The organism is Paenibacillus sp. FSL R10-2778 (genome assembly GCF_038593035.1).
Taxonomy (GTDB): domain Bacteria; phylum Bacillota; class Bacilli; order Paenibacillales; family Paenibacillaceae; genus Paenibacillus_AQ; species Paenibacillus_AQ odorifer.
Map to the genome: position 1 here is coordinate 3284126 of NZ_CP151956.1, position 17344 is coordinate 3301469.

General features: G+C 43.0%; 10 protein-coding genes and 1 pseudogene. 4 read left to right on the forward strand and 7 right to left on the reverse strand.

The window, feature by feature from the left end:
* Positions 1–199: 199 nt before the first annotated feature.
* From NST40_RS14640 to NST40_RS14660, 5 genes are all read right to left on the reverse strand, one after another.
* On the reverse strand, positions 200–2788 hold the full coding sequence (locus NST40_RS14640; protein ID WP_342410825.1) for an FtsX-like permease family protein: 2589 nt from the start codon (positions 2786–2788) through the stop codon (positions 200–202).
* Complete coding sequence (locus NST40_RS14645; RefSeq protein WP_342410826.1) at positions 2785–3471, reverse strand: ABC transporter ATP-binding protein; 687 nt, start codon at positions 3469–3471, stop codon at positions 2785–2787. The genes NST40_RS14640 and NST40_RS14645 overlap by 4 nt, the downstream gene beginning before the upstream one ends.
* A gap of 82 nt (positions 3472–3553) precedes the next feature.
* Positions 3554–4543: a HAMP domain-containing sensor histidine kinase gene (locus tag NST40_RS14650; RefSeq protein WP_076217557.1), complete on the reverse strand. Its 990-nt coding sequence runs from the start codon at positions 4541–4543 to the stop codon at positions 3554–3556.
* Positions 4530–5216, reverse strand: coding sequence for a response regulator transcription factor (locus NST40_RS14655; RefSeq protein WP_341002522.1), 687 nt, complete (start codon positions 5214–5216; stop codon positions 4530–4532). The genes NST40_RS14650 and NST40_RS14655 overlap by 14 nt, the downstream gene beginning before the upstream one ends.
* A 493-nt stretch (positions 5217–5709) precedes the next feature.
* Complete coding sequence (locus NST40_RS14660) at positions 5710–9189, reverse strand: sugar-binding domain-containing protein (RefSeq protein WP_342410827.1); 3480 nt, start codon at positions 9187–9189, stop codon at positions 5710–5712.
* 470 nt (positions 9190–9659) lie between these two features.
* Between NST40_RS14660 and spoVB the strand changes: the two genes are divergently transcribed.
* On the forward strand, positions 9660–11216 hold the full coding sequence (gene spoVB, locus NST40_RS14665; RefSeq protein ID WP_342410828.1) for a stage V sporulation protein B: 1557 nt from the start codon (positions 9660–9662) through the stop codon (positions 11214–11216).
* A 1241-nt stretch (positions 11217–12457) separates the two neighbouring features.
* Here spoVB and shc read toward each other — a convergent pair.
* The gene (gene shc, locus NST40_RS14670; RefSeq protein WP_342410829.1) at positions 12458–14350 is read right to left on the reverse strand and encodes a squalene--hopene cyclase; all 1893 of its coding nucleotides are present in this window, start codon (positions 14348–14350) and stop codon (positions 12458–12460) included.
* Positions 14351–14471: 121 nt separating this feature from the next.
* On the reverse strand, positions 14472–14918 hold the full coding sequence (locus tag NST40_RS14675) for an OsmC family protein (protein ID WP_076217562.1): 447 nt from the start codon (positions 14916–14918) through the stop codon (positions 14472–14474).
* A gap of 191 nt (positions 14919–15109) precedes the next feature.
* Between NST40_RS14675 and NST40_RS14680 the strand changes: the two are divergent.
* From NST40_RS14680 to NST40_RS14690, 3 genes and pseudogenes are all read left to right on the forward strand, one after another.
* Positions 15110–15277 (forward strand): annotated as a pseudogene (locus tag NST40_RS14680) (formylglycine-generating enzyme family protein); the annotation flags it as partial.
* A 115-nt stretch (positions 15278–15392) separates the two neighbouring features.
* Complete coding sequence (locus tag NST40_RS14685) at positions 15393–15722, forward strand: hypothetical protein (protein WP_342410830.1); 330 nt, start codon at positions 15393–15395, stop codon at positions 15720–15722.
* A gap of 225 nt (positions 15723–15947) precedes the next feature.
* Positions 15948–17303, forward strand: a complete 1356-nt coding sequence (locus NST40_RS14690) for an extracellular solute-binding protein (protein WP_342410831.1) — start codon at positions 15948–15950, stop codon at positions 17301–17303.
* The last annotated feature ends 41 nt before the right edge of the window (positions 17304–17344 follow it).

Genomic DNA, 17344 nt, shown 5'->3' on the forward strand with positions numbered 1-17344 from the left:
CCTGCGCTAATGCAAATCCTCCAATAAGGATGTTTACGATAAACATAATTGTTTAGGCACACAGCCGAACGATTACTGTTTAATTGTAAATAATCTATATTGGAGGGTTTACTTTTTGGTGAAGTTTAAATTTGAATACATAGAAAGCCGTATGTCCACAATTTTGCAGTAAAACCTGATCTTAATATCGGTATTAAAATCAAGCCAAATCATCCCGAAGCGCGTCAATGATATTTTCTTTTTTTATCTTGCTAATGGCATACAACATTGTAATAAACACGATAAAGATTACGCCAAACACGCTAATTGCCATACTGCCCCACGGGAACACAAAATTAAAGTTATCTATCCTTTCTACGGCCACTAACCCTTCATAAATCAGCCACGAGATGATTCCCGCTATTGGAATTCCGAACAGCAACGTCCTCATCCCATAAAAGAAACACTCAAAACTCATCATCTTATTGAAATCGCGGTCGGACATCCCCAACGAGCGGAGCATGGCAAGTTCCCGCCTGCGCAGTCTGATATTTGTGGAAATAGTATTGAATACATTTGCAACCGCAATCAGGGAAATCATAATAACAAAAACATAGGTGAACACATCAATAACAAATATTAAACTGCGGTATTGTTCAACTATTGTATGGACATTGTAAAGGGTATAAGCAGACATCATTCCCGTGTCCTGAATGATCGCTTCCATTTCAGCCACCGATTGCGAGGGATTATTTGAAAGAAAGGCCAGGCCCATTTCCGCATGGGTATCCGGGCTTTTAAAGTTCTCTTTGAGTGAATAGGGAGCTACCACCATAAAAACGTATGGCCGCTGCTCTAAAGATTGCCTTGGAGGCGGATCCACCGGGTACGTATCGACAAACGTAATGTTTATGCTTTGCCCCTGTTCCATCATTTGCTTGTCATTTGTTTGGGGGGCGACACTAAATGTCATGGAATGATTTGCAAACATATTAAACACTTCGCTTGGCCTTTCATTATTATCAATCCGCTTTTTGGCAACGGCAATCATCTTCGCGTCCTGCCCGGTATATTCATCTGCAGACAAACCCAGTTCTTTGATAAAACTCAGATATTTGCTGTCCTCAATAAACTGGATGTCCATGGGTAGTTGAACCGTTTCGTCCGGCGTAGTATACCCCGCGTATTCCCGGTAACGGTCTGAAAAATCGCTTTCCATAATTACGGATGTATACACATAAACGGTTTGGTACGAGCTTTCATAAACCCCGTCAGAGGTTTTAAGTTTGTTGTAAAGCGGGATCATTTCGCTGTCGTCCGTCACCTGAGTGGTAAAAAGAATGTCATAGTCCATGTCCATTATCAACTGTTCTGAAAGTCGTTTTAGAGTTGTTCCAAAAGCACTTCCCGATACAAACAGCACGACGCTTAAAGTGAGCGATAACACAATGCTGCGATAACGTTTTTTGTTTCTTTTAAAGTTTTTTAACGCAAGTGTACCCTCCAAACCGTAAATACGCTGTGCAAATTTTGATGTTTTTACCGCTTTCGATTCGGTTTTGACCTCGTTGGTCTGACGAATATTCTCCATCACGGGAGTATTTGCAGCTTTTCTGGCCGGGATATAGGCTGAAATCAAAATGGTAACTAAACTGACTGCTGTAGCTGCGACAATTGCGGGGACAGACAACGATAGGGTTAAAGGCACGGTGCTGTGGAAAGTTTTCCCGAAATTCTCGGCAACCATAGGAATTACAAGTCCGATACTGCCTATGCCGACCATAATGCCAATAGGTATGCCGACTGCACCAATGCAAAGTCCCTCAAATAGCACAGAATTTCGCAGTTGCCTTGCCGTTGCACCCACCGATGCTAGAATCCCGAACTGGCGTGTGCGTTCGTTCAGCGAGATGTTGAACGAGTTATAAATCAGAAAAATCGAGCCTATCATTATTATGGCAACCAAAATGCCGCCAACTGAGTACAGAAGCGTGTTGAACAGTTTATTGTCCGAAGCGCCCATGAAGCGCAGTACATCATCGTTAAAGACATAAGCTCCTGCTCCGACTGTACTGCTTGCGTAAGCCGTTACACCGTGCGGATTTTTCAGTGTGACAAATATACTGAAGTTGTCCGCTTGGTCTTTAGGATCTGCTTTCGTTATCAAGGTGTATCCCGGTGCGGAATGTTCCTCAAAACTGGGTCTTTCGCAGATACCTACAACCTTGTAGGTTCTCTCTGATTTTGGAACAAGGGTTTCTTTGTCCTCTCCCGATTCACCCCCGGTCTGATAAGGGTCGTGTTGGCCGAGATTCTTGTTTCCATTCAATCGGCTTCCAACAGAAAGTGAAAGTGTGTCGCCCAACTTAAATCTAACACCGCCCTTTGCAGTAACGTGAGACGGGACGAGAATCTCCTTGCTATTTTCAGGAAGCCTGCCGGAAATCAGGCTTGTGGGTAAGGTATCAAAGGCTTCCTCACTGAATCCGGCGATGAAAAGATAGGGCTTTTCAGGGCTTTTCCCGCCTTCAAGCGTTGCATAACCGATATTTTCAAATGCTGCGCTGTTTGCAACTTTACTGTCATGGGTTCTCTCTTGCACGAAAGAGGAATCAACATCCAAAAACTCAACGTGCCAACCGCCGTATTTCGCAATAGAACCGTTTACCAGATAATTTAACAGGGAAGTGCCAAAGGTAGCGACAGCCGTAATCATGGCGGCGGACAGAACAACTCCGATCACCGTGACAATCGTTCGGGAACGGCTTTTTTTCATACTTTGCAGTGTGACTTTGTTAAAAATATTCATGGCCGAACCACCTGTTCATCCCGCGTTACTTTGCCGTCTGTTATACCGATAATACGGTCTGCTTGCAGGGCAATATTTTCGTCATGGGTGACGAGGATCAGGGTCTGCCCATATTTTTTATTGCTTTCTTTGAGCAGCTTGATGATTTCATGTCCATTTCGGCTATCTAAGCTGCCCGTGGGTTCGTCGGCAAGCATGACCGCCGGGGCATTCATCAAAGCGCGTCCTATGGAAACACGCTGTTGCTGACCACCTGAAAGCTGATTGGATAAATGCGTTTTTCGATCTTGCAACCCAAGCATTTCGAGCAGGTCATTTAGCCTTTCCTCGTTGACCTTGCGCTTGTCCATAAGGATAGGCAAGGTGATGTTTTCCACTACATTCAGAGTGGGAATGAGGTTGTGAAATTGGTAAATCAGTCCAACTTGCCGTCTGCGGAAGATGGCGAGTTTTTCATTGCTTTGGCTATATACATCTTGCCCGTTCAAATATACCTTTCCGCTTGTCGGTACGTCTACGCCCCCGACGCTGTGAAGCAATGTAGATTTGCCCGAGCCGGACGAACCGATGATTGCGGTGAATCCTCCCTTTTCAATTGTAAGTGAAACATGGTCAAGCGCAGTAACTTGATTATTTCCCTTACCATAGACTTTGCATAAATTTTCAATTTTTAAAAACTCCATTATGTGAGTCTCCTTTCTGATGGGTTACCCATATAATAGAACCTTCAACTTACATCTCTGTGACTTTCAGGTGAGAGATCTGTCACTTTGAGAAACGAATGGTAAAGATTGCGCCGCCTTGCGGGTGGTTTTTTGCGGTAATCGTTCCTCCTTGCCGCGTTATAATCATCTTGCAGAGAGCCAATCCAATCCCGTATCCTGTAGCGTTTGGGTTTTTCCCGCGATAAAACCTGTCAAACAAGCAGTGCAAATCTTCTTTCTGAAAACCCGCACCGCTGTCGTGGATGGCAATCTCGGTAAATAACCGGTTATCCGTACAATCAATCTCAATCCTCCCGTGCTCGCCTGCACTTTCTATACAATTTTTGAGGATGTTTTGAATTGCTTGCGAAATCCAACCTGGATCGCCTTGAATAAGTACTACTTTCGGCACGTCTATTTGCAAATCAATATAGCGCAGTTCTATTGGGATTAGGAACGGGCGAAGGGCGGAGCGTATCAAGCTATTTACATCTATCTGCTCGTTTTGGAACACCACAATGCCCGCGTCCAAGCGAGATAATTTTAGTAGAGAAGTAATCAGCCAATCCATCCGCACAAGCAATTCTTCTGTTTCTCGTATAAATGCTTTCCGTTCGTTTTCATTAGGGCTATTCTCTAACAAAGACAGAATGAGGTTGGCTGATGTGAGTGGGGTTCGGAGTTGGTGGGCTATGTCGGCCAGCGAATCGGCAAGATGTTCTTTTTCTTTTTTCAGCGCATCGTTTTGCTCCCGAATGCGCAGTAGCATTTTTGTTATCTCGCTGTGCAGAATAGAAAGCTCGCCCTCGTCCGACTCTTCAATGTACAGAAGGTCAGCATTATGAAGCACAAGGTCGATTTGATGTGAAATCCGTGCAATGCTTATGTATCGGGCTTTGGTAAACACGAAAAACGCTATGCCAAAAGCGGCGGTAGAGGTAGTGGTAAGGATTCCCGCCGCCATATTGATTGCAAATCCCAGCGTCACAGCGGAGGTGGCAATTAAGGAGAACAAAATGACAAAATGTCGAAACTCTCTATTCCGAAGCATACTCGTTCCCCAATCTATATCCCGTCCCACGAACAGTCAGAATAATTTGCGGACTTGCTGGATCGTTCTCTATCTTCTCCCGCAAACGTTTGATGTACACGGTCAGTGTATTGTCATTGACAAACTCGCCTGCAGCGTCCCACAATTCGTCAAGCAGCCTGCCTCTCGTGATAATACTTTTCGAATTGCTAATAAACATCAGCAACAAGCGGTATTCTAATGCTGAAAGAAAGACCTCGCTACCGTTTTTCTCCACAATGCCACTTGCCATATCGACATGAAGCCCGTGAATTTTAAAATCAGATATGGAACGCCCACTTTTTCGCAAGGCGGCTCCAATTCGTGCAATCAATTCACGCGGACGAAAAGGCTTAGTGATATAGTCGTCCGCGCCCATGTTCAGCCCGGTAACAACACTTGACTCATCGTCAGAAGCCGTCAGAAAGATTATGGGAATATCTTGCGTTTTTTTGATTTCCGTGCAAACCGCAAAGCCATTTCCATCAGGCAAAGAAATATCAATCAACGCCAAGTCAAATTTATTTCCGGCAAGCGCGGTAAGGGCTTCACTCCGCGTAGGGACATGAGAGACTGTAAATCCCTCTGAGCGGAGCAGAAGCACAAGGTTTTTAGCGATTGTCTTATCGTCCTCAACCAAAAATATCTGGTTCATTTATTTGCACCGTCCTTTACTTTACTGCAACTATATCGTCCGTTAGCCGGGTTTTTAGCGTCAATTGGAACAAGGCAAGTATTTCCCATTTTTTCGCTGATTCCTTTGTCGTTATATAATCTATGCATAACACCTCCTTAGATCTATTATATTTCTTTTGACAGAAACATACAGTCCGAGGTATAAACAAAAAATAAAGGGTGTGTAAACTTATATTAAAGGCAGAAATATGAACGCTAAAATGTAATAGGGTTAAATAGTATGAAGCTAAATGTAACAGGAAGAAATCTCTCGAAAGAAAAGAGTCTGCAAATTAAGGATGAATTTCAAAAGCAATGTCTGATAAAAGGTTTAAAACAAGAAAAAAGCCGTAGGACATGATAATCCTACGGCAAATCTCAAAAGCCGAAAACATCCTTATTGAACCGTGACAAATGCGCAGGGGATTTGTTCTGTAATAAAGCTATCCATCTAGTTTAAAGTTGAAAATACCTTACTCTGCTTGGAACTGGAACCACTTAAAATCAAACTGGCTCCCCGGTAGAAATATAAAGGTGACGGTTTGCGGACCGGTTATGCGCTCCAATACAAATTCTCTTTCGCAATAATCACTTGACTGTGTAAACTCCACAAGCTGTCTCTTTTCACCCTCTGGTCCGCTAAATAGAATATGCAGAGTATTTTTATCGATAGGCGAATGCCCGCATAAGGTTAGTTTAGTGCTTCCAGTATGACCGAAGTCCATATCTTTAAAGATGAGAGAGACGTTGTTACCAATATTTTTGATTTGTCCATCTGCCAGCGTAAAGGAATCCCCATAAATCTGATTGTATTCCAGAACGTTAAGTTGTTCGTACGCTTTTAAAGGTTTGTTAAACTGAAAGCCCTTGAGATGAATCTTTTTATTAAGAACAAAACAAAGGGTGGTGACACCTTTTATTCGCTCAGGTAATGAGTAGGTTTCCTCTTGATATACATTCCATATGGATGGTTTTTGATAGGTTACCTGTGTCAGCAGAGCTGCGTTTGGAGCATCCGGTGTACCTTTCCATATATCAATCGTATATTTATCGTTATCTAGCGCGAAGATAGGAAGGGTAAGTTCAGTAGCTCCATAATCACCGAAATCGATATTGTCGAAACATATCCAGCTTTCTCCTTCTCTTGCAGTAGCCACTCCGCGTTCATTCCCATTTGTTAAGTTCCGGCTCGTATTGCTATGATAACCAGCGGAAACAAACTCATAAGGATTCAAAAAGGCAGCTCCCATATCTCGAATATGGAATTCCATAAGCGAATACAGGCGCACTTGATCTGCACCGTTTTTCGTTGCACACCGTACATAGACGTCTCCGTCTCCCAAAGCCGAAATTACTGCTTCATGTCCATTTGCCTCAAGAACGGCTATATTGGCGTCAATACCGGCAGCATTCGTAACTCGCCATTCAATTTCCTGATAGGTTGCGTTCTCTGGATGAATTTGCACACGAACCGGAAGTGAACGGGTGTCCTTCGCTAGCTGATTTCCTTGCGGGCATATGATTTCCAGCTTGCGAACGGGAATTTCATCTGATAAATAGTCTTGGGATAACTCGCTCACATCCGATAGTGATTGTGATGAGTGTTGATAAAGTACAAGCTCTTCGTCCTTAGAATGATCTAGCTCTCGTGCTTCAGAAGTCAGTGTAAGCTCAGCAGACTGTAAGCCATGGGAAGATGCACGTACAACGATTGTACCTGACTCCAATGAAGAGGCAATGACCGCAAGCAATTTGCCGCTGAACATCCGGCGACTTGTTCCTTTATATGAATCGTAGTCAGTGCTGTCACCATTATCCAAACCAACAAGACGCCCCGGTCCTTCTACAGAGATTTGAATACGATTATTGGCGTTCTCCACGGGACGTCCTTCTTGATCGAGGGTCGAGATCTCCACAAATACCAAGTCCGATCCGTCAGCAGTCATCTGAGTTTTATCAGGATTCATGACCACAGTGGCCGAATCTCCGAAAGAAGTTACCGTATCATCAGCGATCTGTACTCCGTGTTCATCATAAGCGACTGCTCGGAGAGTACCTTTGCTATAGGGGAGCTGCCATTCCCCAAGCAGCTTTTTACCATGTTTATGGTCAATGTTAACCGTGCCCATGGATTGATCATTAAAGAACAATTCGATTTGTGGTGCGTTGGAGCATACTCGCACATCAATAAGCTGCCCTTCAGAAAAATCCCAGTACGGAAAAATATGAATCATCGGGGCGACCTTGTAATCCGTCCATTCTGCTTGATAAATATAATAGGAATCCTTTTTGAATCCCGCGGTATCCAGTTGACCAAAATACGAGTTTTTAGTGAAGTACGGGGTCGGCTCCCCAATATAGTCAAATCCAGTCCAAATAAATTGTCCAGGTGAGTAGGTCGCATCACGATCTGCGATGATGCAAGCTTCTGTGTTTTTGGCACCCCAGCTAGTAGAACTGTTCCCTAAGGCTGAGCATTGTTCATCATCGTCAGACAATACAGACTGAGCATAAGGGAAGTGGTAGATGCCTCTGCTCTGTACAGTAGACGAAGTTTCACTACCATAAATAATCCAGTCGGGATGTTCCTCATGATGCTGGTCATAGTATTTTTCGGCATAGTTATACCCTGCGAACTTCACTAGATCTGCGCATTTCTGTGCATTCTCCCATGGCATATAGTTGGAACCGATAGTAACCACTGCATTTCCTTTAGGGTCATGAACCTGCACCAGATCACGTAATTCTATGGTTAACTCTTGGCCGCGTTCATCGGCATGGGTGTCGTATATTTCATTTCCGATACTCCACATGAGCATGGAGGGGCGATTTCTATCCCGGCGTACCCAGCTGGCAATATCTTGTTTCCACCAATCCGGATAAAATCTGGCGTAGTCAAAAGGAGTTTTACTGCGTTCCCACATATCGAATGCTTCGGAAACTATGAGCACGCCCATCTCATCCGCTAGTTCCATCAGTTCAACGGCTGGCATATTGTGGGCCGTACGAATAGCGTTTACGCCCATCTCCTGCAGGAGGATAATCTGTCTTTTTAGAGCTGCCTTATTCACCGCAGCCCCCAAACATCCCAAATCATGATGTTGGCATACGCCATGAATCTTCACCTTTCGGCCATTCAAAAAGAAACCTTGTTGGCTGTCAAACTCCATCGTACGGAATCCGAAGGTTTGGATTTCTTCTTCTATTACCTGATCATTCTCCAGCAGTTCAGTTTTTAGGGAATAGCAGTAAGGCTGGTTAATATCCCAGAGCATTGGATTGTTGACGGATAAGAGGGCAGAGCTGGATACAGCAGACCCGACTTGTACTGGACTTTCATTTTCTGCATGAGAGATACAGATACCTGAAGCGTCCAGTATACTGTGACGAATTATGTAGTGTTTTGCGCTTTGCAATAGATCATTGCACAAGACTTCGGTATCTACCTCAACATTCCAGGAATCCTCTTTTTTGTGAGTAGAGATATAAATACCATCAGGCACAATATGTGTCCCTGGATACGTCTTCAGCCATACACTGCGATAGATGCCCGCACCGGAATACCAGCGTGAATTAGGAGACTCATGAACCACTTGAACATAGATTTCGTTGATACCTTCAATAATGTATGGCGTGATATCTATTTCAAACGTCGAGTATCCATTTTTCCAGACGCCTGCGATATGGCCGTTCACATAGAGAGTGGAGTCCATGTATACGCCTTCAAAACGAAGCGAGACAAGACTATTTGGCACTTTCTCATCTATAATTATGCTTTTACGGTACCAGCCTTCTCCGCTTTCATATAGATTATGTGTATCAAAAATTAGCCAGTCATGGGGTAAGGTTACGTCCATCCACTCCGAATCAGCTGCTATCACCGATTCTAAAGTGGACTTAAGCGGCTGTTTGCTGAATAACCAGTCATTATTTAATCTTGTTTTCTGACTCATGAATGAAGTTCTCCTTTATCTTTGGAAAATTTAGAAGTGGTTATTAACGATGTGAATGATTTCCGTAAAGCCTTTTGTATTCTTTTTTATCATATCAAAGATTTTGCAAAAAGACATTCACGAAGAAGAGTAAAAAAACTGTTATAACAACGCTATTGAAATCGCATTCAAAATGGTAACATGCCATTGGTAAATTATCTATTTATTTCTTAATATATCTTTTATTGCGGAGGATGAAATTTATACAAAAACAGTACTAATGAACAATACAGAGAAGTATCTCTGGTCTATGAAAGATGTTATTGCTACAGAAGCTAATGAAAGTGAGGAAAATGCCTGGTATACCGGCTTAGATGTGTCGGGCTTATTGCTGATTAAATACTTTACAAATACTTGTCTGCATGTACTTGCGTTTGTTCGAATAAGTTAGAAAGAAGGACAGGACAAACCATAGGTGGAGATGCGTATAAATGGGGATGCGTAAACAAAGTTTTATTCGTGGCACGTTCATATTAACCGTGTCGTCATTTTTCACAAAAGGGCTTGGTTTTTTGAACGGAGTCTTGCTGGCACGTTTTTTGGGAGCAGAGGGAGTAGGGCTGCTTATGATTGCTCATCCACTGCTTCCCTTATTTATTACGCTAACAGAGCTGGGGCTTCCTGTTGCGATTTCAAAGCTTGTATCGGAAGCTGAGGTTAAGCAGGATGAAGCGCGAGTAAAGCGTATTCTCACAGTATCCTTAAGCATTACGGGTACGTTGAGTATTATATTAACTTTAGTGGCTCTGTTTGGCTCCAAATGGATCGCATCGATTTTTTTGGCCGATCAGCGGGCGTATTATGCTATGGTTGCTATTACGCCGATCATTCCAATTATTGCGATGTCTGCTGTACTGAAAGGTTATTTTCGTGGAAAACAGAACATGAACCCACTTGCCTTTTCCGATATTATTGAGAATCTGGCGCAAATCATTGTCATTATCGGTGTTGTCAACGTTTTGTTGCCCTACGGTATTGCCTATGCGGCTGCTGGTGCAATGGCTGCCTCCGTTGTTGGGGAAGGTTTTGGTTTGCTCTATTTATTCGCTGTTTTCAAATGGGCAAATCGAGGTAAGATCAAAACCTTTTCACCACCTACGTCAAGAATTTCACTTAAAGGAGACAGTACGTTGAGAGATTTGCTGCGTATCGGCTTACCGATGACAGGCAGCGGTTTTATTCATTCGCTCTATCATGCCTTTCTACCACTGCTGATTACGAAAAGTCTAGTACTGTTTGGTGTAGGTGTTGAGATGGCGACCAAGCAATTCGGACTTCTGGCGGGTTATGCTCTTCCCATGTTGTTTCTCCCCAGCTTCTTCACACAATCGTTGTCGACTGCATTAATTCCGGCGATCAGCGAAGCAAGTGTGAGCAACAATAGCAAGCTTATGCATAATCGGATGGATATGGCTATGCGATCCGCGCTTATAGTAGGTTTCCCATGTACAATCATCCTGTACTTATGGGCTGTACCCTTAACAACCATGATCTATCATTCGCCAGAAGCGGGCGAGCTGTTAAAGTTAATAGCACCCTTATTTTTTCTTTATTATTTCGGAGCGCCACTGCAAGCAATTTTGCTTGGTTTGGGGAAAGCATCAACCGTTATGTGGAATCATATTCTTACGAATATTTTTGAAGTGATTGCGATCTTTGTTCTAGGTTCTAATATTGGAATCGAAGGGGTGGCCATGGGATTCGGACTGGGGCTCTTGCTGCTGACACTGTTGAATTTTTTATCTGTGGCAGGAACGATCGGGTTTTATTTTGACTTTCGTATTGTATTCAAGGTGGGAGCGGGAGGAATTGTCATGGCGCTTAGCGGGTTGGCGGCTCACGGAATTCTTGAACGATTGCACCTGGGGCAGGTCATTGAACTGTTCGGAGCGTTGCTTGTTTCGTTAATCACCTATGCAGCAACATTGCAGGTAACCCATGCGTGGGAAAGGGCACCGAAACCACCAACGATTACACCTGTTTCTTGAAAGAGGATATTTCGGTAGCATGCTCCAAAAAGTAAAATGAGTAATGCAACCCTCTATGTACCCGTATGGGGGCGGATGAAAGTAACGGATGGGGAGCAGCGAGGTGTTTAACTGTATTTTGTGCAGCTATAATCGTTCAAAATAGTTGTGCATTGAAAATAGCTGTATTTCTTACAACTATTCTCATGAGATTAAGGCTTCTAGGTGTTTTCTTTTGATTTTAATTGTATAGAATGCAGTTAAAGTCGGAGTTATTCCCTAGCAATATAGATTAAGTTTATAAAATGCAGTTATTTCATTAGATTGCGTGAAAATCTTGCGCTACAAATATACGGAGTGGGGATATCAGAAGTTACAGTCATAATTTGCTCAGGAAAAACGCCAGTGATCCTAAATATCAGGCAGCGATCCTTGATTATCGGAGATTGCGCCTGATTGACTATGTGTGAACTACGCTCAATTGACTCCATGCAAAAATGGAGTCTATCTCATAAGTAATTTAAGTAATTCCTATAGGGATGATTCATATGGCAAGTTGGATTGATTAGGTAACATTTTGCGCACACGTATTTGCTATCGGACACAGCTGACCTTAAGAGCAGATTTAGCTTACATTTGGAATTTTATCGGACCCCATCGCAGTTATTACCATGAAAAACACCAAAAATGGCTCTCTTTTTAAGGAATAATTGCACTGGAGTCCGTAACCTAACTCAAAAGCCTAAAAACAAGCAAATAGCGTCTTCTGAGTCCGAAAGCTCTAATCTTAATTAAGACTGGGTGATTTAGGTAGGTGCAACGGATAAAAGCATTCGACCCCCGGTTCATAACAGCAAAGCAACGATTCTCCTATAACGGATGTTAGCTGCTCTGCTGTTTTTTACTAAAAGAAAAAGCAGGTGGTCTTAATGGAAAGAAAACATGTAGTTTAGTTTGAACAAAGGAATACGTACTGGAGTAAGTTATTGGAGAGGGTAGGGTAGCTGATATACCAATCTCTATGGCATTTAATGAATGATTTGGTTGCATTACTGGGTCGTACCCGTTTACGGACCGACTGAAATGGAGATGTAGACTATTAAGTAAGAACTGATAAGGAGAGTTTGTCAAAAAGGACGGCATAGGGCGCGATTCAAGCTTTTACGAGACAGTTAAAAAGTGGAGCAGGACAACGCTAGTTATTACCGAGTATTACTGAGTATTACTGAGTATTACTGAGTATTACCGAGTATTACCGAGTATTATCCTTGACCGTATTTTTTTCTGTAATGACTCAGTGTGAGTAGTGGCCAGATATACTGATAACTATGATAATTGGAATAGAAATTACCGGGGAGACCAGCGCCAGTGGGATAAGAAGTTTTCCAATCCTCTTCATGAATAGACGTAATTAGTCTTTGAATTCCTTTTTCCACCGCAGCTGTTGGCTCTGGCTGAACGGCGATAATCGCATCAAGTGCCCAGGCGGTTTGTGAAGGTGTGCTTTCTCTTAAAGGAACATATTGTAGAAGACGGTCGCTGTGACAAGACTCCCCCCAACCGCCGTCCGAGTTCTGAATGCTTAGAAACCACTTCACTCCTTTTTGCAATGTATCATGATTTATAGGGAGCCCAACAGCCTGCAGGCCTGTTAATGATGCCCAAGTGCCATAAATATAACAAACACCCCATCTTCCATACCACGACCCATCCTTCTCCTGATGTTGAAGCAGCCATTTCGTACCCCGTTTAATGAACTCGTGTTGTGTGTTTAAACCAGCGAAGTTTCCGAGAAACTCCAAAGTTCGTCCGGTAAGATCTGCTTCCGAAGGATCAATGGCTGCAGATTTAGCACCATCGATAGCGAGCCATGTGAGCATTTCTTTATTGGTGTTTTTTTCGAATGCCGGCCAGCCGCCGTCGTTATTTTGCATCGATAGGACCCAATTCAGTCCGCGATTCCATGATTCCAGATATGAAGGGTGAATGGTTGATAAGCTTCGGATGGCTCGCAAGGCTGCCGTTGTATCATCTACGTCCGGATTGATTGTATTAGACTCAGAGAATCCCCATCCACCGGGAACTATATCCGGATTATGGATGCTCCAATCAGCAGGTTTATGATGCTGTTTATCCAGAAGATAAGATGCAGCGTGTTTTATTCCTTTGTGATCAACCGGAATTTGAGCCTCTTGCAAAGCATAGGAGATTAACGCTGTATCCCATATTGTAGATGGAGAGTTTTGAATTGTAGTATTATGATTTGATTGGCATTGCAGTGCGGTGAGACCTTGAATGGCCTGTGTAATTATCGGATGCTGCCGATCATAATCGAGAGCAAGCAGGGCAAAAACCATAAGAATTGTACTGCTGGCATAGCTGTAAAAGGTACCGTCGGATTCGATTCGCTGGAGCATATATTGCTCCGCTTTGTTTTTGGCAGCTTCATGTATGTAGTGTGGACTCCCGAGTAATCTGCTCAAACCCATTTGAATAACATCCTGCATCTCCTGATATCCACGGGTAGGCGATTCATCTGTATCCAATCGTGTCTCTATAAGATCTGACAGATCAGGAGCATGGGTTGTAGTGATCGAAAATCGCCGATCGGCCATAATGAGCATAGGAGTGAGGTGTACCCTAGAGTAGCCAGAGAATTCGAAATAGTTAATAGGGAAGTAAGAGGGAAACAAAAGCACCTCCAGTGGAATCGAAGAAATTGCTAAAGGCCACTTGCTTTGACCCGTTGCAGCGAGTATGACTCTAGTTAAGATACTTGTGACTTTGCCTAATCCACCTTTAGACAGTATATAACGCTTAGCCCGAAGTATTGGCTCGTCTGTTATCTTACTGTATCCAGAATAGAGCAGGGCATAATAAGCTTCGACTGATGTGGATAAGTTCCCAGCTTCTTCGTCCTTATATAACTGCCAGCAACCCTCTCGCTGTTGTGCATCAAGAATGCGATCATGTAGCTGCCGAATGAGCGTTTCATTCTGTAGGTTCAACACCCTAAAGAGAATGATCATATAAGCATCGATCACAATCCCGTTCTCAAAACAAAAATGCCATGAGCCGTCATCCTTCTGCTGTTGTAGCAAGAACGTTGACAAACGTTCGATTTCTTCATCTACTTTACTTAGTATATCCGTCATTTTTTGGGTTCCTCCGAAGGCATCATTTTTAACATTATATGAAGTCGGAGAACAGGACATGAAAAAGAGCTGCTTAGTCGCTTTTACGCAACTTTGCAGCTCTTTTAGCATTATTAAAAGGTTAATTTTCAATCACAATACGATTTAGCTTGAGATTAACCGGAGCAGCAATGGTGTCACCTACAGGGCATTTGCTCTCCAGAAATTGTACGAACTGTTCGACCTTCTCAGCAGGGGATGGAGTCTTTATGTAGAATGTATACCGAATATCGGAATAGCCAGGACGTACTTCAGAGCGGTTGAAGAATCCGTCGAGATCCAAGTCACCTTCCACATCTACTCTGAAATCTTCAAGATCCACCTCAAATTTAGAGGCGTAGACCCGAGCTACAATGGATTGGCAGGCACCCAAAGAAGCGAGCAAAGCTTCAACAGGATTCATTCCTGTATCCGTGCCCCCTAGACTTGTCGGTTCATCGATGACCAGCTCGAATTGTCTTGCATTAGTAACGACCTTTACGCCGTCTTGCAAATGAGCAGTTGCTTTGAAAGTTTGAACATTTGGCATGTGTTTACACTCCTTCTTGTGGACAAACTAAGGATGATTTAATGTTTCTTATTTTTTTGTAATTCATAGTATGTTTCTTGGAATTGTATAGATTATAGTTCTATTCTGTATACCCGTCAATACATGATTAAAATTATAGTTAGGAGGCAGCTAGAGTGTCGACCGAAATTGAGGGCTATTTGGACTATCCTATGGTTGCAATTCCAGGGGGAGAAATAGAATTAAGAGACGATCGGATAAAGCGTAGTTGGAAAGCACAATTCAAACCGTTTCTTCTTGCACCCTATCCTGTAACTATGGATCTATCCAATGCTATAATTAATAACTCATCTCAGGGAGATCTAAAGCCGTTTGTGAATATAAAGGTGAAGATGGTATACACATTACTTGGATAAGGAGTCAGACGGCTTCCATCTTACCCGGTCTTATTAATGGGCTATGGTTTTGTAAGTGGAATTAGAGGAGGGAATAATTATGCGCGAAGGGCACATAGATAAGCACGGTTATAACGAGCATCGAGAATACGGAGAGCATGAAGAAATGAATATAAATGGAGTCAAGGAGGGTTCGGAGCATCCTCACAAAAGCGCTCAGACCTTTCGTCGTGCTAGGGCTATCGCATTTTTGGACAAGCTAATGATTAATCGTTCGGCGTTGCAGCAGCAGCTAAACGAGTCAGAGATTGAATCGGCAAAACAAGTCATTAGTGGTGAACTAAAAGCTACGGAAGCGATCATCGATGAGTTCTTACATATGTTTCAGATTCATGAGATAACTTCTGATAATAGAGAAGAGAGAAGATAGAACCTAAGCCACTCAGCTATATAGAGGTGTTCATTCCCTAAGTTTTGATATGAATGAAAAAAAGACTTCTGAAGAAATCAGAGGTCTTCTTTATGTGTAGCTAATAAAGAAAAATGTCTAATGTAAAGAGAATACATCATTAAGTAAAACGCTTTCATGTTCACTCGATAAATTGATTTATATAATTAGTCCTGTAAGCAATATAAAAATGGGGGGCGAAAAAGAATGAAAAAAGTCAACAAAAAAAGGATTAGCCTAACTCTAACAGTGTTGATGGCTATGTCCATACTTATCACTGCTTGTGGTGGGAACAACGGGAATAACGTGAATTCTGAGGCTAATGCAAACGCAGGCAAAACGGGAAAAAACCCTGCGGCGGAAGAGAAGCTCAAGATTACTATGTGGTCCCAATTCGCGGATCCAAATTCTAAAGACGGCGGGTTTGTTGGTTTTTATAAAGCACTTGAAGCAACCCAGGCTAAATTTCCTAATGTTGAAATCGAGCATGTGGGTGTTGGGGGCGAATCTTATAAAACAAAAGTGAAAGCGGCTTCAGCCGCCAATGAGCTGCCCGACATTTTTTACACCTGGGGTGGCGGATTCTCTGAGCCATTTATAGCGGGGAACCGGATTTTGTCCATTGATGATCTCGCAAAAGATGGAACGCTGGACCAAATTGTACCAGGTACGACAGACAATTTCATCTTCGACAGCAAGCTTTACGGTCTGCCGATCAATATAGCTACTGCTCAAATGTACGTCAATAAAGAACTATTTGAGCAAGCAGGAGCGAAAATTCCGGAAACATGGGATGAGCTTGTTGCTGCGATTGAAGCACTAAAAGCAAAAGGCATTCAGCCGATTGCACTTGGGGCTAAAGACAGATGGCCGGCAATGCAATGGAACGCGATTCTAGCCATCCGGATGGCAGGCGTGGATGCTGTAAATGCCGCTTTAACGAAAACAGGATCATTCGACACAGCTGAATTCACAGAAGCTGCTGCGAAATACAAACAATTGATTGATGCGGACTCCTTCGGCAAACATTTTGTTGGAACTTCTTATGATGACGCGACAAATATGTTCCTATCAGGCAAAGCAGCTATGATGTTCATGGGCGCTTGGGTTAACGGACAGATTGAAGATGATAACTCTCTGGTCAAAGGTAAAGTGGTACCGATTAAATTTCCAACCATTCCAGGGGGGAAAGGAAATGCTGACGAGTGGTTCGGAGGTTCGGGTGAAACATTCGTGCTCAATGCCGATCTGAAAAACAAGGAAAGAATATGGGAAGTATACAAGTTCTTTATTGAGACCATGTCTAAAGAAGTATTTCTGGCTGGTTCAGGCTCCTCAGCATGGAAAGTTGATGTAGGTGACACTTCTCAAATGAATCCACTGGCTCTGCAAATTGGTGAATTGTCCTCATCAGCAACTGGTTTCTCCTACTGGTGGGATCAAATGCTGAATGGTAATGACACTGAATCTATGTTCGGTTCGCTGATGAAATTCGTCGCCGGAAAAACAACACCTGAAGACTACACGAAAGAACTACAGAGCAAGGTTAATCAAGGACAATAATCTGCGTCAGGCGGCGAGAATTGTTCGCCGCCTGATCGATT

Bases quoted from the DNA above. Each gene is read 5' to 3' on its own strand.
- NST40_RS14690 (WP_342410831.1), top strand. From the start codon at position 15,948: ATGAAAAAAGTCAACAAAAAAAGGATTAGCCTAACTCTAACAGTGTTG.
- NST40_RS14645 (WP_342410826.1), bottom strand. From the start codon at position 3,471: ATGGAGTTTTTAAAAATTGAAAATTTATGCAAAGTCTATGGTAAGGGA.
- spoVB (WP_342410828.1), top strand. From the start codon at position 9,660: ATGGGGATGCGTAAACAAAGTTTTATTCGTGGCACGTTCATATTAACC.
- NST40_RS14650 (WP_076217557.1), bottom strand. From the start codon at position 4,543: ATGCTTCGGAATAGAGAGTTTCGACATTTTGTCATTTTGTTCTCCTTA.
- NST40_RS14685 (WP_342410830.1), top strand. From the start codon at position 15,393: ATGCGCGAAGGGCACATAGATAAGCACGGTTATAACGAGCATCGAGAA.
- NST40_RS14655 (WP_341002522.1), bottom strand. From the start codon at position 5,216: ATGAACCAGATATTTTTGGTTGAGGACGATAAGACAATCGCTAAAAAC.
- NST40_RS14660 (WP_342410827.1), bottom strand. From the start codon at position 9,189: ATGAGTCAGAAAACAAGATTAAATAATGACTGGTTATTCAGCAAACAG.
- NST40_RS14675 (WP_076217562.1), bottom strand. From the start codon at position 14,918: ATGCCAAATGTTCAAACTTTCAAAGCAACTGCTCATTTGCAAGACGGC.
- shc (WP_342410829.1), bottom strand. From the start codon at position 14,350: ATGACGGATATACTAAGTAAAGTAGATGAAGAAATCGAACGTTTGTCA.
- NST40_RS14640 (WP_342410825.1), bottom strand. From the start codon at position 2,788: ATGAATATTTTTAACAAAGTCACACTGCAAAGTATGAAAAAAAGCCGT.